Source organism: Lysinibacillus sp. EB271-A1-10B (genome assembly GCF_058791335.1).
Genome location: NZ_JBYTDL010000004.1, coordinates 248725 through 269425, shown reverse-complemented (window position 1 = coordinate 269425; position 20701 = coordinate 248725). Strand labels below are relative to the sequence as shown.

General features: G+C 36.2%; 24 protein-coding genes and 2 pseudogenes. 23 read left to right on the top strand and 3 right to left on the bottom strand.

Annotated features, from left to right (window positions below; genetic code table 11):
• Positions 1-106: 106 nt before the first annotated feature.
• A complete protein-coding gene (locus tag AC3WSK_RS08685) occupies positions 107-1018 on the bottom strand; it encodes a DNA glycosylase (protein ID WP_079561833.1) in 912 nt (303 codons plus the stop codon).
• A 191-nt stretch (positions 1019-1209) separates the two neighbouring features.
• On the opposite strand from AC3WSK_RS08685, the pseudogene AC3WSK_RS08680 reads away from it, so the two are divergent.
• From AC3WSK_RS08680 to AC3WSK_RS08625, 12 genes and pseudogenes are all read left to right on the top strand, one after another.
• Positions 1210-1641: pseudogene (locus AC3WSK_RS08680) on the top strand (2OG-Fe(II) oxygenase); the annotation flags it as partial.
• A 190-nt stretch (positions 1642-1831) separates the two neighbouring features.
• Positions 1832-2113: pseudogene (locus AC3WSK_RS08675) on the top strand (2OG-Fe(II) oxygenase); the annotation flags it as partial.
• 89 nt (positions 2114-2202) lie between these two features.
• Positions 2203-2823, top strand: coding sequence for a bifunctional transcriptional activator/DNA repair enzyme AdaA (locus AC3WSK_RS08670; protein WP_079561832.1), 621 nt, complete (start codon positions 2203-2205; stop codon positions 2821-2823).
• Positions 2807-3340 (top strand): methylated-DNA--[protein]-cysteine S-methyltransferase, encoded by a 534-nt coding sequence (gene adaB / locus AC3WSK_RS08665; protein ID WP_079561831.1) that lies wholly within the window; start codon positions 2807-2809, stop codon positions 3338-3340. Before AC3WSK_RS08670 ends, adaB begins: the two co-directional genes overlap by 17 nt.
• A gap of 31 nt (positions 3341-3371) precedes the next feature.
• On the top strand, positions 3372-4190 hold the full coding sequence (locus AC3WSK_RS08660; RefSeq protein ID WP_079561830.1) for an SPL family radical SAM protein: 819 nt from the start codon (positions 3372-3374) through the stop codon (positions 4188-4190).
• 736 nt (positions 4191-4926) lie between these two features.
• Positions 4927-5652, top strand: coding sequence for an ABC transporter ATP-binding protein (locus tag AC3WSK_RS08655; protein ID WP_079561829.1), 726 nt, complete (start codon positions 4927-4929; stop codon positions 5650-5652).
• A 12-nt stretch (positions 5653-5664) separates the two neighbouring features.
• The gene (locus AC3WSK_RS08650) at positions 5665-6402 is read left to right on the top strand and encodes an ABC transporter permease (RefSeq protein WP_079561828.1); all 738 of its coding nucleotides are present in this window, start codon (positions 5665-5667) and stop codon (positions 6400-6402) included.
• A gap of 264 nt (positions 6403-6666) precedes the next feature.
• The gene (locus AC3WSK_RS08645; protein WP_139376971.1) at positions 6667-7968 is read left to right on the top strand and encodes a sensor histidine kinase; all 1302 of its coding nucleotides are present in this window, start codon (positions 6667-6669) and stop codon (positions 7966-7968) included.
• Between the two features lie 9 nt (positions 7969-7977).
• Positions 7978-8721 carry a LytR/AlgR family response regulator transcription factor gene (locus tag AC3WSK_RS08640; RefSeq protein WP_079561827.1) on the top strand — a complete coding sequence of 248 codons (744 nt, stop codon included), beginning with the start codon at positions 7978-7980 and terminating at the stop codon, positions 8719-8721.
• 694 nt (positions 8722-9415) lie between these two features.
• Positions 9416-10852, top strand: a complete 1437-nt coding sequence (locus tag AC3WSK_RS08635) for an Msr family ABC-F type ribosomal protection protein (RefSeq protein WP_492412035.1) — start codon at positions 9416-9418, stop codon at positions 10850-10852.
• Between the two features lie 202 nt (positions 10853-11054).
• A complete protein-coding gene (locus tag AC3WSK_RS08630; protein WP_492412037.1) occupies positions 11055-11366 on the top strand; it encodes a hypothetical protein in 312 nt (103 codons plus the stop codon).
• Between the two features lie 70 nt (positions 11367-11436).
• The gene (locus AC3WSK_RS08625; protein WP_079561824.1) at positions 11437-12345 is read left to right on the top strand and encodes an NAD(P)H-dependent flavin oxidoreductase; all 909 of its coding nucleotides are present in this window, start codon (positions 11437-11439) and stop codon (positions 12343-12345) included.
• A gap of 80 nt (positions 12346-12425) precedes the next feature.
• Here the strand turns inward: AC3WSK_RS08625 and AC3WSK_RS08620 are convergent, their stop codons facing one another.
• The gene (locus tag AC3WSK_RS08620) at positions 12426-12623 is read right to left on the bottom strand and encodes a hypothetical protein (protein ID WP_079561823.1); all 198 of its coding nucleotides are present in this window, start codon (positions 12621-12623) and stop codon (positions 12426-12428) included.
• A gap of 140 nt (positions 12624-12763) precedes the next feature.
• The gene (locus tag AC3WSK_RS08615) at positions 12764-13735 is read right to left on the bottom strand and encodes a DUF1385 domain-containing protein (protein ID WP_170938974.1); all 972 of its coding nucleotides are present in this window, start codon (positions 13733-13735) and stop codon (positions 12764-12766) included.
• Between the two features lie 131 nt (positions 13736-13866).
• On the opposite strand from AC3WSK_RS08615, the gene AC3WSK_RS08610 reads away from it, so the two are divergent.
• The 11 genes from AC3WSK_RS08610 to AC3WSK_RS08560 all read left to right on the top strand — a co-directional run bounded on the left by AC3WSK_RS08610 (position 13867) and on the right by AC3WSK_RS08560 (position 20593).
• The gene (locus tag AC3WSK_RS08610; protein ID WP_079561821.1) at positions 13867-14292 is read left to right on the top strand and encodes a hypothetical protein; all 426 of its coding nucleotides are present in this window, start codon (positions 13867-13869) and stop codon (positions 14290-14292) included.
• A 60-nt stretch (positions 14293-14352) separates the two neighbouring features.
• Positions 14353-14787, top strand: a complete 435-nt coding sequence (aroQ, locus tag AC3WSK_RS08605) for a type II 3-dehydroquinate dehydratase (protein ID WP_079561820.1) — start codon at positions 14353-14355, stop codon at positions 14785-14787.
• Positions 14788-14789: 2 nt separating this feature from the next.
• Positions 14790-15851: a M24 family metallopeptidase gene (locus tag AC3WSK_RS08600; protein WP_492412040.1), complete on the top strand. Its 1062-nt coding sequence runs from the start codon at positions 14790-14792 to the stop codon at positions 15849-15851.
• 17 nt (positions 15852-15868) lie between these two features.
• Positions 15869-16426 (top strand): elongation factor P, encoded by a 558-nt coding sequence (efp, locus tag AC3WSK_RS08595; protein ID WP_079561818.1) that lies wholly within the window; start codon positions 15869-15871, stop codon positions 16424-16426.
• 164 nt (positions 16427-16590) lie between these two features.
• The gene (locus tag AC3WSK_RS08590; RefSeq protein WP_427484153.1) at positions 16591-17595 is read left to right on the top strand and encodes an NAD(P)H-dependent flavin oxidoreductase; all 1005 of its coding nucleotides are present in this window, start codon (positions 16591-16593) and stop codon (positions 17593-17595) included.
• 292 nt (positions 17596-17887) lie between these two features.
• The gene (locus AC3WSK_RS08585) at positions 17888-18097 is read left to right on the top strand and encodes a hypothetical protein (RefSeq protein ID WP_012295089.1); all 210 of its coding nucleotides are present in this window, start codon (positions 17888-17890) and stop codon (positions 18095-18097) included.
• A gap of 4 nt (positions 18098-18101) precedes the next feature.
• Positions 18102-18479, top strand: a complete 378-nt coding sequence (locus tag AC3WSK_RS08580; protein WP_079561815.1) for a hypothetical protein — start codon at positions 18102-18104, stop codon at positions 18477-18479.
• 12 nt (positions 18480-18491) lie between these two features.
• The gene (locus AC3WSK_RS08575) at positions 18492-19403 is read left to right on the top strand and encodes a stage III sporulation protein AE (protein WP_079561814.1); all 912 of its coding nucleotides are present in this window, start codon (positions 18492-18494) and stop codon (positions 19401-19403) included.
• A 1-nt stretch (position 19404) separates the two neighbouring features.
• The gene (locus tag AC3WSK_RS08570; RefSeq protein ID WP_170938973.1) at positions 19405-19548 is read left to right on the top strand and encodes a hypothetical protein; all 144 of its coding nucleotides are present in this window, start codon (positions 19405-19407) and stop codon (positions 19546-19548) included.
• Between the two features lie 22 nt (positions 19549-19570).
• The gene (locus tag AC3WSK_RS08565; protein WP_386827323.1) at positions 19571-20032 is read left to right on the top strand and encodes a SpoIIIAG-related protein; all 462 of its coding nucleotides are present in this window, start codon (positions 19571-19573) and stop codon (positions 20030-20032) included.
• Complete coding sequence (locus AC3WSK_RS08560; RefSeq protein ID WP_079561812.1) at positions 20033-20593, top strand: SpoIIIAH-like family protein; 561 nt, start codon at positions 20033-20035, stop codon at positions 20591-20593.
• Positions 20594-20701 lie beyond the last annotated feature (108 nt).

Below are 20701 nucleotides of genomic sequence, written 5' to 3'. Positions count from 1 at the left end.
CTTTGGATATGATTATCTAAAGGGGCGTTTTTGTGTCGAGTTGGTTTAAAGAGGGTCAAGGAACAGGCAGTAGGGCAGATGATCCACCTTGGTTTAAAATTAAAGATCAGTAGAGGACACGCCATAAATAAAAGGTAGCGTATGATTCCCAGTTTTCCCATGGAAGCGATAATTCTAAGATTTCATCTTTCGTAGGCTTGCGCTCCATATTACGTAATATTTTTATCGAATTAATAAGGCCTACATCATCGATTGGAAAAGCTGTCTGGAACCTGAGGCAGCGCATTAAAACATAATTGGCTGTCCAAGGACCGATTCCTCGTATTTTAATTAAGTTTTTTTCAGCATCTTTAAAGTTCATTTTTATTAGTTTTTCCCTCGATAATTCTCCACTTGCCATTAATTTAGCAATTCCAATAATATATTCACTTTTTTTTACCGTCATTTTAATATGTGCTAGGTCGGTAGGTGTTAATTGTGCAATTCGTTCGTACGTTGGGAACACCCAATACTTTTTACCATTCCAATCGATGGAATCGCCAAATCTTTCTACAAATTGCTTCTTTAAGGAGTACGCGAAGGCTAAGTTAATTTGTTGCCCTAAAACGCCCCAACATAAAGCTTCAAATAAATCGGGAATGCCGATAACTCGCAATCCATAGAATTTTTTGGCAGGCATTTTAAGTAATGGGTCTACTTTCGCCATTTCATAAAATGGCGTTAAATCGTTATCAAGATCAAACCATTCATAAATATATTTTACAATCTCTTCCCGTTTCCACTTTTCAATAGGTCTCGTATCATTTAGGAATTGAACAACCATTTGTTTATTATTGATTACGCTTACCTGTACTAAGGATCGAATTTCCCCAATGGCTATAACTTTTGTAATGATATCGTTCTCTATTTCATACATGCATTCATTTTTTTCTCTTGTTAGATAGCCTACGTTAGCATTCATGTCGAAGTTTTCAGGTAATGCAATTACAATAACATCATTGATTTCATGCCATATCACTTTTCATTCTCCTCATCTTATTCCGATTTTTTTATACTGTAGAAAACTCACACTGACTGTAATTTTACTTTATCACATAATAATCTTCCCTAATTTTGTTATCTTGCTATTACATTCTAAACACCTTATTTTTTTTTATTTATGAGGTTATAGTGTTAGTTATCAAGAATGCAAAATAGGAGTTGATAAAAATGGTCCAACATATAAAAACACGTGTCGAGAGCTTAAATTGGGATTCAATTCAACGTGAATTAGATGAGCAAGGATTTGCAAAGCTTCCAGTGATTTTAACGAAAGAGGAATGTGAATTCTTCAAAGGATTGTATTGTGAGGAAGAGCCATACAGAACGACAATCAATATGACGAGATATCGCTTTGGAAATGGGGAGTACAAATATTTTTCCTATCCATTACCTGAAATCCTCCAAAGTTTAAGAGAGTCCTTTTATGTAGAGTTGGCCAAAACAGCTAATCGCTGGTTAGGTTATTTAAAGAAAACAGAACAGTTTCCAGATCATCTTCAAGATTTTTTGAACACCTGTGAAAAATATGATCAAACTAGACCGACACCTTTACTATTAAAGTATGAAACAGGCGGGTTTAATTGTTTGCATCAAGATTTATCTTTATTCAGCAGAATACTCCCACCTCTATAGGTGGTGAGATAAATGCGATTTTGGTACCTATTCAGTGGGTGTCCAAACACCTACTGAATAAAGATAAATGCCTCCGGCGGATGTCACGGATTTTCAAAGGAATGAATTGTGATGGCACAATTCAAAATCCGGACGCAATTACGCCAAGCGTAATTGATATGGAGACATATTTTTCCCGTTTCAAGTAGTATTTGTATTAAATCAACGTGAAAAGGACTTTTGCCGTGGAGAATCTCTGTTAGTGGAACAAATTCCTCGTGCTCAGAGTAGGGGACATGTCATTACTTTAGAACAAGGTAGTGCGCTGATTTTTACTACTAACTATAGACCTGTTCTAGGTAAAAAAGGATATTATAAAAATACGGTTCGTCACGGAATAAGCACGGTTACTTCTGGAGAACGATACGGTCTTGGAATTATTTTTCACGATTCTAAATAAAAAAATAAACTTCAATATATTGCTATTCCATTCCCAGAACTATACATTCTGAATTTATAGGGAGTATATTGTAAGGAGAGGTGAGCTCAATGCCGGAAAGTATTAATAACGGACATAGAATTTCAAATGATGTAGAAATGATAACAGATGAAAAGTGGCAAGCAATTATAAATAATGATGCAACGTTCAATAATCAATTTTTCTACGCTGTAAAATCAACAGGAATATTTTGTAAACCATCCTGTAAATCTCGCGTTCCGAAAAAAGAAAATGTATGCATTTTTGCAAACGCAGAACAAGCTCTCCGCGCAAATTTTCGTCCTTGTAAACGTTGCAAACCCACTAATGAAAATCTACCTGATAGCGAGTGGGTTGATTTAATTACTGAATACATTGATAAAAATTTCACAGAAAAATTAACGCTAGAATCGATAGCAACTATTTGTCATGGGAGTCCGTATCATTTGCATCGAACATTTAAAAGGATTAAAGGGATTACGCCGGTTGAGTATATACAACAAGTTAGAGTACACGCGGCTAAAAAGTATTTGATTCAGACAAATAAAGCGATTGGAGATATCGCCATATGTGTGGGTATGACTAACACACCTTATTTTATAACTTTATTTAAAAAGAAAACTGGACAGACACCAGCGCAATTTCGTCAAATGAGTAAAATGGAGGAAAAGTGCTATGGAAACAAAGAATAAACCAACCCTTTATTGGTCTTTACTAAAGTTTAAGGATTGGAATTTTTATATTGCTTCAACTTCAAAGGGGCTTGTGTTTGTAGGTTCACAGAACAAACCATTCGAGGAATTGTTCGAATGGGCTAAGAAACGCCTTCCAGGAAGTCCTCTTGTTGAAGATGATGCAAAGCTTGAACCCTATGTCGTTGAAATCACTCAGTATCTAGAAGGGAAGCAGAAAACCTTTACTGTTCCATTTGAGTACGTAGGTACGCAATTTCAGCTAGCAGTCTGGAATGCACTTTGTGAAATTCCTTATGGACAGACGAAATCTTATTCCGACATTGCACATGATATAAATAAACCAGCAGCTGTTCGTGCTGTAGGAGCGGCTATTGGGGCTAATCCGGTATTAATTACTGTACCGTGTCATCGTGTAATAGGGAAGAATGGCTCATTAACCGGCTATCGGGGCGGAATAGAAATGAAGACATTGCTACTGGATCTAGAAAAGCAAGCTTCGTCAAGCAATGAGTAATTATTGCCCTACAATGAATGGAGGTTTCGTCATGAAAAGTGAATTATTCTATAAAAATCCGAAAACGATTCTGAATAAAGGAACTGGCTTCCTTTCAGGATATACGCATTCACTAAATCCTTATACAGGCTGTTCATTTGGGTGTTCCTATTGTTATGTACGCGAAATGCCTGTATCTCTTTTTCGAGAAGGGGAATGGGGAAATTGGGTCGATGTTAAAAACGGAGCTGCGAATTTATTAAAAAAGGAGCTTCGTCGCGCCAAAGCCAAAGGGAATGTATCCATTTTTATGTCATCAAGTACAGACCCGTATCAACCAATAGAGCATAAGGAGAAAGTGACGCGATCTTTACTAGAAGTTATGGTAGAAGATCCTCCTGACTTCCTATTAGTACAGACTAGAAGCCCACTTGTAAGCCGAGATATCGATTTGCTGCAACATTTTAAAGATAGAGTTCGAGTAAGTATGACTATTGAGACAGATTCGGAAACAATCCGTAAACATTTTACGCCAAAGGCACCTCCAATCCCGGCACGCTTTAAGACATTGGAACAATTAGCGGCTGCTGAAATACCGACGCAAGTTGCTATAGCCCCCATCTTACCGAGTGGAGAATATTTCCCTATGAAATTGAAGCCATTCGTCGATCGGATTTGTATTGATGACTACTTCATGGGCGATGGTAGTGGTGGCAAACGCACAAGAAAACTAGGTCTTGAAAAAAAATATGCCCAGCTTGGTTTAGAAGAATGGTATGGACCACATGTGATTAAAAAAGCATATAACCGATTCATTGAAATCTTTCCGGAAAATAACGTTTATGTGAGCCAGGCTGGGTTTGAGCCGTGAAAAAATTTGTTTTCGGCCCTCAATATGACAAATCCCTACTACTTTCATGATCAGGCACGATTATAAAGTGGATACGGATTATATGCCGCAGCAAAACTTCAGGATGTTTCATAGTTAGGAAGGTCCGCTCGTTTAAAGATTTTAAAACAAATAGACAGCATGAATTTCTATCAATTTAATAAAAAACCATTTGATTATGCATTTAACAGACCTAAGTATCAGCATCTTGTTGGTGCTTTTTTTAGTGATGTGCGTAGCTTGCGCATGAACTTTAGGGTGCAGGTTCCAATCTCTGAAGGAAGTAACACACCTGTCCGAGGAACACTACTACATATATAAGGCTTGATCCGATTGAGTAAGCTCGATAAAACAAAGCGCTTTCTTTTGAAAACCGTATAGGATAAATAAGGTGGGTAGATGGTGTGAAAGTGTATGTGCTTATCTGTGGAGGTCTGACAGAAACGTGAAGTATCCCTTCATAACCTCTTTGTGAAAAGTAGATGGTTTATTAGAGTTTTACAGAACACTTAAAGGAGAAGGTAATTTCCTAATCATAAAGCAGTCTACCTGTTCAAATAGCTGCCACAGGGAATCTTGTTGACAGTTAGGAATAAAAATAGAACACCTAAATCAAATACTTTAGACATCTAAGTATAGAGGAGTAGATTGTATGCATGGAATGAAAAACAGTAGAATTCTCGAGTTATAGTTTGTATGTAAATTAGGAGGGTGAACCATGCAGGATTACAACGTAAAGGTAGAAAAATTAACAAAGAACTATGGGAAAAAAGCTGTTCTGAAAGGAATAGACTTTACTGCTAAAAAAGGAGAAATTATTGGTGTTATCGGTAAAAATGGCGCTGGGAAATCGACGTTCTTGGAAATTTTAATGACGATCAAAGATTATAATGACGGCAAGGTAGCTGTTTTTGGTAATAACTTGAAGGAAGTTGATCAAGCTAAGCTAGAAGAAATCAAAAGTAATATATCTGCTGTACTTCAGCCTACACAGTTTTATAAAAAATTAAAAGTAAAAGAATTACTAGATCTTTTTCGTGCCTATTATGGTAGCAAAGTAGATTTAAATGAAATTATCGAAGAATTTGAATTGCAGGAGCATCTAAATACGTTTTTTGATAATTTATCTGGAGGTTGGAAGCAAAAGGTTAGCTTAGCAATTGCTTTTTCTTCAAAACCGCGTTTGATTATTTTGGATGAACCGACTACCGGTCTGGATCCTCATATGCGAAACGTATTATGGGAAAGTATCACAGGATATATAAAAAAAAATGACAGTACAGTGATTTTATCGACTCATTATATGGACGAAATCGAACTCTACTGTGATAAAGTTCTATTCATTAACGATGGTGTAACCGAAGTATATGATACGCCAGAAAATATACTGAAATCAGGTTATAAGTCTATTAATAGTTTTTATCTTGATAAAATTTCTAAATAAGGGGAAGAAAAGATGTTATTAACACAAATTAAATATGACTTAATCATGTTTTTTAGAGAGTTATTTTATTTAGTTTTCACAGTTGTTGTACCGCCAGTGACATATATTTTAATGGGACAAATGTTCAGTAATGCAACCTATAGCGGAGGAATGAACTATGTTCAAATGTATACACCATCGTTTATTGTCCTAATTAGTTTTTCAGTAGTATTTTTTGCCTTTGGTTTTGATCAGGTAATGAATCGCGCAGAAGGAATTGAAAAAAGACTTTTCATTACGCCTATAACGGATAAAATTCTTCTGATGTCCAGTATTGCCAAGTCATTTATTATTGCAACTGCAGGGTTTGTCTTCATAACATTGATTGGCATACTTATTTATGATTTGCAACTTTCTATAGTTAATTTCTTAGTTTCATATTTAAGTTTGTTGCTTATTAATGCGATAATGTTAGTTTATTCTCATGCGATTTATTCAAACTTCAATGAAGTAAAAACAGCACTAATTATGTCAATTGTTTTATTTCAAATTGTTATGTTCACTGGCGGATTTTCTGTACCTGTGGAGAGTCTTCCGAATTTTGTGAAATATGTATCCTATGTGAATCCATTCTATCATTTAAATAAAATGTATATTTCAATTTGGAATCAGACATTTGAATTCAACCAAGATATGCTGATTTCAATCGGGTACACATCGTTTCTTCTAATTATTTCATTAGTTGTTATTAAGCTCAAAAAAAGATTTTAATGAGTTCCAACGATTTGGTGAGAATCGTTATAAGTAGATATTGTCTTCTACGCCATTTGATAATGAGTTGTTGTTTTAAATGAATTTTTTGAAAGAGCTTTGTAAAAGTGATATAAGAGCTGGAATAAAACTTGAATTTTGGTCAGGTTTTGTCTTTCTTTTAATTTCCTATCTTCCGCTAACACGCCTTCTCTGATTCCTTTTATTTACTTATCTATAGTATACTTTATAGTGGAGTTACTATATAGAAAAGAGGGTCAGTGAGTGGCTATATTAGCATTCATTCAGGTTTTATTTTATTGTATTTTGGTAAGTTTCGTTATAGGTAAACGTTTTTTTCGAAAGGAATATATTATTGCGGTCATATTGTTTAGTTTAATTATGGCTGGGCTATATTCGTATTTAGATATTTTTGGTTCGTTATTAATATTTGCGTTTGTTCTTGCTATGTTTAAATATACATATCTAAAGTGGATACCGGCATTGTACTACGCATCAACAATAATGATTGCTACGATTCTAATTGATCATATAACAACTTTCATTATGGTAAAAATCTTTGGGATTAGTACTACCTTTATAGAAACAAACGGAGTCATTTCTTCAGCGACATTACTTCATCAATTTATTACACTGATTATTGGCTTTATATTTATAGCCTTTTGGAAAAAAGTGACTATCCGAATTTTTGAGAAGGATGCAGATGATAGGAATTTAACGCGAATTGCGGCATTCTTCGGTCTTTTTACATATGCGATTTATTTTACAATAATTGTTTATGTACGATTAACAGGAAATCAAAATAAGCTTGTATTGATGAATACGCTGTACTTATTAATCTACTTTATTATTTTTGCTGTTAGTTTGTCGTTCCTAGTGTATACCTTTAGAAAGCAGTTTGAGATGAGGGAAAAGGAAATTGAGCTAAACAGTCTACAAATGTATACCGAACAGCTGGAAAAAAACTATAATGAAATGCGAACTTTCCGCCATGATTACATCAATATCCTTTCTTCTATGTCCGAATACATCACCAATCGTGATATGACTGCTTTAGAAAGCTATTTTAATGACAATATTATGCGCGTCAGTCAAAAGATTCGTGACAATAATTTTAAAATGAGGGGATTATCCCAAATTAAGATCCCGGAAGTGAAAGGTTTAGTATCCTCCAAACTGATTACAGCACAGGAAAAGGGGATAGATGTGGTTTTTGAGTGTCCTAATGAAATTCATTATCTAAATATGGATAGTGTACTGTTGTGCCGCTGTATTGGAATTATTTTAGACAATGCCATTGAAGCAGCAGAAGAAGTAGAAAAAGGTACGGTTCGAGTGGGGTTTGTGGAGTTTGAACAATCCGTGTCCTTTGTCGTTTGGAATACGTTTAGAGATACTGGACATAAGCTCTTTCAATATTTCGAAAAAGGTTTCTCAACAAAAGGAGAAAATCGAGGCTTGGGGCTAACTAGCCTGAAGAAAATGGTTGAGCAAGAAAATAACACACAATTGGATACAGTTATAGAGGATGAATTTTTTAAGCAGGAAATTGTAATTTTAAAGTGAGGGATTGAGATGATAGATGTTTTTATTTGTGAAGATCAGAAGGAACAAAGAGAAAAGATAGCCAGGTATGTTTCAAATTACATAATGATTGAAAACCTTGATATGCAACTGATACTAACAACTGCAGATCCAGAAGAAATAGTAGCCTATATTAAGGAGAGTAATCGACCTGGTTTATATTTTCTTGATATCGACTTGAATCATGAGATGAATGGTATCACACTTGGCGCGGAAATCAGAAAAGTTGATCCAATAGGTGATATTGTTTTTATCACAACCCACTCAGAACTTACATATTTAAATTTCATCTATAAAGTAGCTGCGATGGATTTTATTATTAAAGATGATGTCGATTCTGTACAGAGCAAGATTGTTAGCTGTTTGAAGGTGACAAATGAAAGAAAGCAAGTAATGAACAAGACATCCAATAAAAAATTCGTTCAAAGAGTTGCAGATAAAATTATTAGTGTCAATTATGATGATATCATGTTTTTTGAATCCTCCCCATTACATAAAGTTGTTTTACATTTGGATAATCGTCAAGTGGAGTTTTATGGGAAGCTGAAAGACATAGAAAAAGAGTATGAAGGCTTCATTCGTTGCCATAATTCTTACGTAGTAAATATCGACAATATTCAGGAAGTGGACTTAAAAAAGAAAGAAATTCTAATGGAAAATGGAGAAACTTGCTATGGTTCTGCTCGAATGATTAAAGCTGTACAGAAAAAATTAGAAATGAATGTTATTGAATAATAGTATGATCTTCATAATATCCCAAGTGTTAAAAATGTATCAAAAAAGGAAATGGAAAGTTTAGTATGAACTATAAATAAAAGAAAGCTATCGTTTTGATCAATCTATATTCAAAACGATAGCATTTTTTAATGCGGTACAATCAAGTATTTAGAGTGGAATACAATCAAACTTTAAATAAAGGTGGGTAACTGTAATTTCCCATTGACTTTTTTTCAAAGTCTCTATACGATAAATAGCGTACCTTTAAAAATGTAAGGAGGATTATTAAAAATGATACCTAGACTATGGTCCCTAACTTTGAACCAGTAATTCAATACGGTCAAAGACTCTGTTTGTATAACACAGAGTAAGCGGGATAAGTCTGTCCTTTTTTTATGATCTTCATTTTAAATATAATTATCTAATTTGAAGAAAGGGATTATTCTGCCTTTCTTTATTTTTGTGTAATTTTCCTTTACTAAGAGAGAGGCTTATTTGGTGACAGTTACCTTCAAGCCTCTACTTTCATGAAGATAGGCAATTCCTTTTACTCTAAATCACAGACAGGACGTCTGTGATTTTTTATTTTATTTAAATGTAGGAGGGATTTTGAATGGGTATGCTACTTTTTTATTGATACGAGCTTAGTTTACAAGCTCGTATCGATCCTTGCTATCGATACGAAATGATAAAAATTTCGGAGGTAGCGAATATGGAAAAAATCTGTTTTGAATTAGAAAATGTTGAAGTAGCCTATTTAGATAAGGAAATCTTAAAGATCGACCGGTTAGCCATTCACCAATTTGACCGTATTGGGATTGTTGGTAGTAATGGTGCAGGAAAAAGTACACTATTAAAATTATTGTCAGGTAAGGTTCAACCAACTAAAGGGAAAGTGTATCGTCATGTTGAGTCCGGGTGTTTTGAACAACTTGAAGCACCAACATCTCTTGGAGCCGACCCGGTATTACTTGGAAAATTAGATATACCAAAAGATTCAGTTCATTTAAGTGGCGGCGAGCAGACAAGGATGAAGTTTGCTCAGTTGTTTACCAACTATTACGATGCATTACTAATTGATGAGCCGACAACGCATTTGGATCAAGAGGGGATTTCCTTTTTATTAGAGGAAATTCGGTATTATTATGGAGCGCTAATATTAATTAGTCATGACCGTGCTGTATTAGACGAACTAGTCACGACAATTTGGGAAATTCATGAAGGCAAGGTCCGAGTTTATTTAGGGAATTATAGTGAATATGTGGTTCAAAAGCAGTTAGAACGTGAGCAACAACAGCAAGCCCATGAACAGTTCGTGAAAGAAAAGAGCCGGCTCGAAAAAACAGCGCAAGAAAAAATGAAAAAAGCTCAAAAGGTTGCTCAAGCAGGGCGGATGTCTAAAAGGGAAGCGAATGCCTTACCGAACAAGTCGTTTATGACGAAGTCCAAAGGTACGAGTGCAAAAGCGATGCAACGTGCTGCTAAAGCTATTAAAAATCGAATGGAAAAACTTCTGGAAGTCGAAGCTGTAAGAGAAAATAAACCTATTGTTTTCCGTCAATCTAAAGCTACAGAATTGTATAACAAGTTCCCGATTATGGTTGAGCGATTTACACTTCAAGTTGAAAATAAACTATTATTAGAAGATGTTAGTTTCCAACTGCCACTTGGTAAAAAAATTGCGATTACAGGTAGCAATGGCAGTGGGAAAAGTACATTGCTAGACTTTATTGCAAAGAAGGATGATAATCTAATAATTTCGTACTTCAAGCAAATGAGTTACCATTTCACGAATGATGCAACAGTTATGCAATTCGTAAAAAATCGTTCAGGATACGATGAACCATTTGTACGAAGTGTTTTACATTCAATGCAGTTTGTTGGTACAGATTTACAAAAAAGTGTAAAGTCTTTAAGTGGAGGAGAAGCTATTCGACTCCAACTATGTCTGCTATTCTTAGGTGAATATAATATTCTATTGTTAGATGAACCAACTAATTTCTTAGATATTTATGCTATAGAAGCATTAGAAACCTTTATTACTGGATATGAAGGCACTATTCTATTTGTTTCACATGATCAACAATTTATAAAAAATGTAGCAAATTTGCAATTGAATATTCATGAGAAAAAATTGATACAAAATTGAATAATAAATAAGCCGCCGGATTTCGGCGGTTTTTTAATTAGTTGAAATGACTTTCGACGATTGGCTGTAATTATTGAAGATTAATAGCTAGAAAATGATCAAACTTTATTTGAAGGTTACATTTATCTCGTTATAAAGATAGGTAGGCAATTTTTTCTTCATTTAGAAAACTGCTGCCCTCTTTGAGAGGAGGGGTCCCAAATTGTATATTGGTTTTGGTTTATTACTAGGCACGATTTTTACGGACAAACAGGTAGGGGGTATCTTTGCGCTATTTGTCAATTTATCAACTTGGTTTAGTGGTACGTGGTTTAAGCCTGACATGATAGGTGGTACATTTCAATCTATCACGCAATTTTTGCCATTTGTCCATGCTGTTCATGCGGCGTGTGCAGTACTAGGTGGAGCATATTCAGATGTTTTCGTGCCACTTGCTATCGTTTTAGGGTATACGGTCATTATTTTTATGATCGCTACTCTGTTATTTCAACGGAAGATGCGAGGTCAAATCTGAAATTTGAATTTAAATAGTAGGATTTTCAGGAAATCTCTCGAAATATTATAAGTATAAAGGGGGAGGGTGTATGTCTAGTTTACCAATTATGGTTGCTCCGATGTTTTTAGTTTCTAATCCTAAGATGGTTATTGAGGCTAGTAGAGCAGGGGCTATCGGTTCATTTCCGTTATTAAATGCAAGACCGGCTTCAACTTGTGCAGAGTGGCTTGAAGAAATAAAAAAGGCGCTACCTGCTGAGCTATGGGCAGTCAATTTTATTTGTCATCCTGTAGCGAATACACGTTTTGAAGAAGATTTACAGTTAATTGAACAATTTCAGCCACCAATTGTCATTACTTCACTCGGTAATCCAAAGAGAGTTATGGACATTGTGCACGGCTATGGTGGGAAGGTCTATGCAGATGTTGCGAACGTCAAGCATGCCGAAAAGTCTGCTGCAACGGGTGTAGATGGTCTAATTCTTGTATGTGCAGGTGCTGGCGGTCATGGTGGGCAACTAAATCCATTTGGCTTTGTATCTGCGGTTAAGAAATTCTTTACGGGAACGATCATTTTATCTGGCTCCATCTCTAGCGGTGCGGACGTACTAGCTACTCAAATAATGGGAGCAGACTATGCCTATATGGGTACTCGATTTTTAGCTTGTGATGAAGGAGATGCACCTGAGGCGTACAAAAACATGGTAATTGAAAGTGGCACTTCAGATATTTTATATACCGATGCTTTTAGCGGTGTCCATGTCAATGTGTTAATTCCATCCTTATTAAAGGAGGGAATTGATCCAGCGACATTGAAGCCAAGAGAAGATGTTGATTTAACACATCTTGTTAATATCAAGGCATGGCGAGATATTTGGTCAGCTGGACATGGCATTACCAATATTGACAAACGAGAGTCCGTTCGTGAAATACTCATAACATTGGAGGCGGAGTACGAGAAAGCAAAGCAACAAATAATTTCTGTACAACCATTATAATAACGAATCTCTAACATAAAAGGGCAAGTCCAACGAAAAATATCTGTTGGACTTGCCCTTTAACTTCTTTCAGCGGTTGTTCAAACATCCGCTGAAATAGAGGAACTCAGTCTAAAAGCGCCACGTCCTGTGGCATTACCGAAATGACCGACTTCGTGTCGGCCCTCGTGTTGTTGCTGTCGCTTCGCTTTCACACAGACAATAACATGTTGCTGTCGCTCCGCTTTCGCACAGACAAAAACATGTTGCTGACGCTTCGCTTTCGCAAACAAAAACATGTTGCTGACGCTTCGCTTCCGCACAAACAAAAACATGTTGCTGACGCTACGTTAGCACTGCGCTTTCGCACAAAAAACATCTGCAGGCCTAAGCACAAAGCCGATTCCAGAATCAATTATTCCGAGGCATAATTGATTTGTTAATCATGATTCAAAGTAGCTGCGATTTCTGGTTGTTGCTCTACTTGAAGTAGCATATTGAATGATGCGATGGCTACTTCTACTTGGTCGTCTTTCGGCTCACGTGTTGTCAGTAATTGTAGCCATAAGCCTGGATAGCCAAGGAAGCGTAACACGGGAATATTGCGGCACGCATTTGTAGCTTGAAGTACTTCAAATGAAATCCCAAGAACTACTGGAATTAATAGAATACGGTCCAAAATGCGTAACCAAAGTGGATCAGTTGGCACGAAGAAATATAAAAACATGCCGACAAACACGGTAAACAGCATAAAACTACTACCGCAACGATAGTGTAAGCGTGATTGTGCTTGTACATTTTCCACTGTAATTTCCATACCAGCTTCATAGCAGTTAATCACTTTATGTTCTGCACCATGATATTGGAATACGCGTTTAATAAGTGGTGTTAAAGATATAAAATATAAATAGGTAAGTAGTAGAAGTAGCTTTATGCCACTTTCAAGTAAAATTTGGCCAGTTTTTCCTTCAATCCATTTAGAGAAAAAATCTGCAATAAATACTGGAATTAAAGTAAAGGCAAATTTACCAAATAAAAAGGAAAGGATACCTACAACTGCAACCCCTAAAATCATTTGCAATCTTGAGCCTTCCTCTTTATGCTCTTCTTCTTCGCCAGGTGTAACGTCGTAACGGTCCCCTGAAAATTGCATATGACGAGAGCCTAAACCAGCTGATTCAATCAGTGCTACTACGCCTCGTATCAATGGAATTTTTTTAAGCTTTTGTAAAATAGGGTTTTGAACTTTTTTAAAATGATAATAATCGATGGAATCATCGTTACGGCGAATGGCAGTAATCGTATGTTCCTTTCCTCCGAACATTACACCCTCTAATTGTGCTTGTCCCCCGTATACAGGTGAATTGCTCAAGGCTAACACCACTCTCTTTATATATTTCAACTGTACCATTGTACTAAATTTAGTGAAAAACCTCTAGAGTTACGCATAGTAAAATTTCTATATGGATACACTAATCGTACAGTTTAGGGAATGATTAACGTTTAAAAATTAACTCGTAGTACAAGTTAGGAGGATTTTACTTGAGAGTAGCTAGTATAACATCGCTAGTCGGTGCGCTTGTTTTAGCATTGTGTTTAAAGGGGCTTCATTACTTTCATCTTATTAAATGGAATCCAATAGGTTTTTATAAGAAGTGGGATTTATTCGAAGGCAGTTCAAAACTATTTCAATGGAGCTTTTTCATTTTAGTCTTATTCATGATTGGGTTTTTATTATACATTACGTTGAGATATGTTTATATTATCCCAGCTGTGCTTTCATCTTTTATGCTCGGCCTTATCGTGTCAATCACATTAGAATGGATTGTTCTTGATTTACCTTTACAATCTTCTTCCTTTAAAAAATTATCGATTCCTTTTATGGTCATTGTTATTTGTCTATTACGTTTCTTGCTTGAAACTGCAAACTTTCATCAGAAGGAGCATACAGCACAAAAAGGAAATTAGTTGCTGTATGCTCCTTGTATGATAAAATAATGGCAAGTACATAGAAAGAGGCGAATATGCGTGAAGTTATTATGTTTGAATGGACCTAACTTAAATCGACTAGGTAAAAGAGAGCCACATATTTATGGTTATGAGACGTTGGAAGATGTGAAAAACAATATTCAGAATCTTGCGGCGTCTTTAGGTGCTACTGTCGAGTTTCGTCAATCTAATCATGAAGGGGTACTTGTTGATTGGGTGCATGAGGCGGAGGATGGAAAATATGATGGTATTATCTTTAATCCCGGTGCATATACCCATACAAGCATAGCTTTACATGATGCAATTGCAGGGATTTCTGTGCCGGTCATAGAAGTACATATTTCAAATATCCATAAACGTGAGGCTTTCCGTCATCATTCTTATCTCGCTCCGGCATGCCTTGGTCAAATCTCTGGACTAGGTACGAAAGGCTATGAACTGGCACTACGCACATTTATTGAGAGGGAGAATTGATTATGTTGAAATTGCAAAAGCTACGTAAGACACTTCAAGAACAAAATCTCGATGGCATTTTAATTACGAACGGATACAACCGTCGTTATATGACTGGTTTTACAGGGACAGCGGGCGTAGCAATCGTGTCTCAAAATGATGCTGTGTTTATCACGGATTTTCGTTACACAGAGCAAGCAGCCGCGCAAATACAGGATTTCCACATTGTCAAACATGAGGCGACAATCATTGAAGAAATTGCAACGCAAGTAAAAAACATGGGTATCAAATTATTGGGCTTTGAGAAAGATACTGTTAGCTATGGCACATATGAGCTATATAAAAATAATATTCAAGCTGATTTAGTACCGATTTCTGGGCTAATTGAAAAAATTCGCTTGATTAAGACGCAACAAGAGATTAATATTATTAAGGTTGCGTGTGAAATTGCTGATCACGCATTTACACATATCTTAAACTTCATCAAGCCAGGTAAAACAGAGCTTGAGGTTTCGAATGAATTAGAATTTTTCATGCGTAAACAAGGAGCAACTCAGTCCTCGTTTGATACAATTGTTGCGTCTGGTCTTCGCTCAGCCTTACCACATGGTGTAGCAACGAATAAAGTGATTGAAAAAGGCGACTTTGTCACATTAGACTATGGAGCACTGTACAATGGCTATATCTCGGATATTACACGTACTGTTGCAGTAGGCGAGCCATCTGAAAAATTAGTGGATATGTACAACGCAGTACTTGCTTCCCAGCTTTTAGCACTTGAAAAGGTTGGCCCTGGCTTAACAGGGATCCAAGCAGATGCGATTGCACGTAACTACTTAAAAGAAAAGGGATATGGCGAGGCATTTGGTCATTCATTAGGACATGGGATTGGTCTTGAAGTACATGAAGGCCCTGGCTTATCAATGCGTTCAGAAGCGGTGCTAGAGCCAGGTATGGCCGTAACGATTGAACCAGGAATGTATTTACCAGGAATCGGTGGTGTTCGTATCGAGGACGATATTTTAATCACAGAGACAGGTAATGAACTGCTAACTCATTCGTCAAAAGAACTTATTATTTTGTAAACTATGGAGGAACACAAATGATTTCAGTAAACGATTTCCGTACAGGCCTAACTATTATTGTAGATGGCCAATTATATCGCGTGTTAGATTTCCAACACGTTAAACCAGGTAAAGGTGCTGCGTTCGTACGCTCTAAATTACGTAACCTACGTAACGGTTCAGTAAATGAAAAAACTTTCCGTGCTGGTGAGAAAGTTGAAAAAGCACAAATCGATAACCGTAAAATGCAATACCTTTATGCACAAGGTGATGAGCATGTTTTCATGGACTTAGAATCATATGAGCAAACTGAACTTGCTTCAGCTGCCATTGAATATGAATTAAAATTCTTAAAAGAAAACATGGAAGTTCATATTCAATCATACCAAAGTGAAATGTTAGGTGTTGAATTACCAAACACTGTTACGCTAGAAGTAACAGAAACAGAGCCTGGTATTAAAGGTGATACAGCTTCAGGTGGTACAAAACCTGCAACTCTTGAAACAGGTCTTATTGTACAAGTGCCATTCTTCGTAAACCAAGGTGACATGTTAATTATCAATACTGAAGAAGGTTCTTACGTTTCTCGTGGGTAATGAATAAAAATATCCGACCTACTCTTTTTTAAGGGTAGGTTTTTTATTTTACATATAAAGTACAGATAGCTCCCTTTTTTACTAATAGAAAAATTTGTTTCTATTATTTAAAATGTGGTCATAATTGGAAGATTTGTTTACAATAATAGTAAGGAGTGAATGCTATGCTACAAACTTTTGAAATATCATATCCAATAATACAGGCGCCAATGGCTGGTGTAACTACGCCAAAATTTGTGGCTGCCTGTGTAGAACAAGGTGTTTTAGGCTCGATTGGAGCGGGCTATTTAGATGGTGAGCAAACAAAAAGCTTTATTCAGGAAGTTAAAAAGCTAACGAAAAAGCCATTTGCGATTAATTTATTTGTACAAGAAGAACCACGAATTGATATAGATGTTCTTCAAAAAGCTCGAATGGCTCTACAGCCGTTTTATGATGAACTTGGACTATCACCTGTACAAAGTGTCATGTCCAAGGAAGTATTTGAAGAACAAGTACAAGCTGTTCTTGATGAAAACGTAGCCATTTGTTCCTTTACATTTGGTATTCCTTCAGCAGATGTCATTCATCGTTTAAAGGACAACCAAGTTTATGTTATTGGTACAGCTACTACACTAGAGGAAGCGAAGCGTGTAGAACAAGCAGGGATGCAAGCGGTTGTTCTTCAGGGTGGCGAAGCTGGTGGTCATCGTGGTTCCTTCACGGAACCTATGCAATTAATTGATTTGCATGATTTACTGCAGCAGGTTGTAGGGCAAATTTCCATACCAATTATTGCTGCTGGAGGCATTGTTACAAAGGAAGATGTAAGCAAAGCACTAGCAATGGGTGCACAAGCGGTTCAAATTGGTACAGCCTTACTTGTAGCAGATGAGTGTGAAATTTCACCTCTTTATAAAAATGCCTTGCTTCAATCGGAAGCACAACAAACGACGATTACACGTGCTTTTTCTGGGAAACCAGCAAGAGGCTTAGCAAATGGTTTTACCGAACGTATGAAGAATGCTACTGTAGCCCCTTATCCATTGCAAAATGATCTAACTACAACTATTCGTAAAGAAGGCGCAAAACAGGGTAAAGCCGACTATTTATCGATGTGGATGGGCGAAAAGAGTTATTTAGTGAAACAACCAGGTACTGTGAAAAGCATCATTGAAAAGCTACTTTAACTTCTTTCAGCAATTGTTTTCGTAGTGAAAGCGAGGCGTCAGCTACAATTGTTTTCGTAGCGAAACTATAGGTGGTAGCAAATGCAAGGTGTCTAACATCCACTGAAAGAAGTTCAGCTCCCGGCGTTACGCAAGCAAGAAGGGGGCTTTGGGCTGCGCAAAGCCGACCCCGAACGCAATGATGCCGAGGCGTCATTAATTTCATAAAAATACTAAGATCTCTATACGTAAGTATGGAGGTCTTTTTTGTGTGGTAGCGACATATATTGCTGTACACGAGGGGGCGTATGAAATGGAATTACAAGACGTATTAAGAGTCGCTGGAGTGGGACTAGTAGTTGCGCTTCTTCATGTCTTCTTTGATCAAACAGGAAAGAAAGAATTTTCATTTTTCCTATTTTTCATTGCCTATTTATATATGACAGCGGAATTACTGCGATTTTTACGTCTATTTTTTAATGAGATCCTCACATTCTTTCAATGGCTGACCTCATCAGGGTAGGTAAATGGAAATTGTCATCGTTGCTGTTGTCATGCTGCTTTTATTATTGCTTATAAAAGAAGTCATACAGCCACTCCATGCGCTAATTAGTGTAATGTTTTCGTTTTTGCTTTTCGGTATGTTGTTTTCGACACTCTTATTGCCATTCATCAAGCAATTACTTGAGACATTAGCATTTTTGCCTTATGCAAAAGCCATTGTGGTAAGTGCTAGCCTTTTTTATATCGGGCAATGGGTGTCGATGTTACTGGTAGAACAAAACTATAAAGTACTCGGGCACATCGTCTATGATGGCGTCAAAATTGTTATTTTGTTGTACTGGTTTAAGGAGTTTTTGGCTGTTTTACAGGAGGTGTCGGCCATTTTACAACGGCTAAACTAAGGGGCGAAGACATTGCTAGAGCAAATATTTTCGTTTTTAATTGATCCATTCTTTCTATTGCTGAAGATGACGCTTATTTTATGTGGCTATGTCATTATTATTTTGATTATCAATATGATTTTACCAGAATTTGAAAAAGGGACAAGGATACTTTTTTTTCTTATAGTCCTTGCAACAATAGGACCTGTCGTTGTGAATTCATTTAATTTAATAGACGATATCGCAAAGGGACTTGCTCATATTTTTACTGCATTTTATCCCATTCTTACTTCAAGTTTTCTTTTATCAAGCAGCATTACAGCGATTGCTTCTTGGCAGCCTTTTTTACTTTTTTTTGTACAAGTATTAACGATTATTAGTAGTAAATGGCTTATTCCGGGAGTGCTTCTTGCCATTGTTTTTGATGTTTGCAGTGTCATCGTTAAAGAAATTTCGTTTACGAGAATTGCTGAATTGATTCGTTTTACCATTATGAGTATCGTCTCTGCATCAGTTATTTGTTACATCATTTTAATGTCGGCGAGTGGTGTTGCTGCTTTTAGTGTCAACGCAGCTGTTGCAGAGCCTGTGAAAAAATTAATAGAGGAAAATATTCCAGTTGTCGGTTCCTTTATAGTAGATAGTTTTTCAATGTTCCAGCATATGACACAATTTGCTTCTTCTATTAGTAGTATTACTGCGTTTATAGCGGTTATTACCGTGTCGTTCATTCCTACAGTGCAGCTTGTTGTTGCTGCCTATTCGTTGAAAATGTTAGCTGCTATTTTAGAGCCAATCGCCTTTGATGATATTTGTAGACTTCTAGATCATGTTAGTAAATCTCTATTTACATTATGTGCTGTATCATTTCTAATTGCTTTTTCGTTTATGTTTTCTTGTTTATTCCTCATTGTTTTTGTGCAAGTTATGGCTGGAGGGAGATAAATTGATTCTTTTATTAGCAATTCTCTTTATCTGTCAGATATTCGTGTTTCTAACAGACGATAAAGAAATAATTTTACTTACAAAGCTTGTCATTACGTTAGTATTTTTGCAATTGCTATTAAAGATTCCATTTATCAATTCATAGGAGGAAACAAGCGTACATACACTTGAAAAAGAGAAGAGATGAAAGGAGGCAATGTACAAGTGATGTGGAAAAGAAACCAAAAAAAACAACGTCATTTTTAGTCTTAATGCTGATCGCTGCCTCCGTGGGAATTTTCATCATTTTACCAATGTATCAAACGAATACAACGAATGGGCAAGTATCACCGAAAACCAATGAAGAAAAACTTGAACAGACATTGAAGGCTATGAAAGGTGTTGGGGAGGTAAAAGTCTATTTTTATTACGGAGATATGACAGATGAGAAGGATGACAATCAACTTTTCAGTCAATATTTTCGAGGAACTGAACAAGGCACGAAAGAAGTAACAGGGATACTAATTGTTTCAAAAGGAGCATCAGATATCTTTGTTAAAAATGAAATTCGTGCGGTTGTTAGTCAAGTAATGCAATTACCGATTCATCGAATTATTATCGTTCCAATGGAAAATAAGGAGGAAAAGTAAATGCGCGTACGTAGAAGAACAGTTTGGTTTATGACATTATTAAGTCTAGTAGCGGTTATTTCAGTGTATTATTTGGTTGATCCAGCAAAACAATTTAATGGACTAACTATTTTCACAGATGACGCATTACAGCAAACTGCAGTATCAGGTGTGACTGATCAAGAAGCAACGAAAGAGGGAGAGACGAAGGAAGTATCTTCTCCAAGCCATTTATTTGAAGAGATGCGCATGCAAGTTAGTGATGAAAGAAGCCAGCTTCGTTCGCAATTAGAGCAGAAAATCGGTTCACAAGATTATTCAGCAGAAGATAAAAGTAAAGCTTATAATGAGATGGATAGCCTTATAAAACAAGAATCCTCTGAAGCAATGTTAGAGATGCTTATTAAATCTTTAGGATACTCCGATGCATTTGTACGAGCAGACGGTGATAAAGTACAGGTAACTGTTATGGCGGAGGAGCTATCAAAAGCTCAAGCGAATGAAATTATTTATTTAGTGAGAACAGAAATGGAAGGCGCGAATGACGTCCTAGTAAAATTCAGTGCAAATAGTAACAATTAAAAATAACAAGAAAAATACTAATATTCTGTTTATTTGAAATCGTTGTTATATATCAGTATCATGAAAAGGCTTTCGTTTAGTAAAAGAAAGCCTTTTGTTTTGTTCATA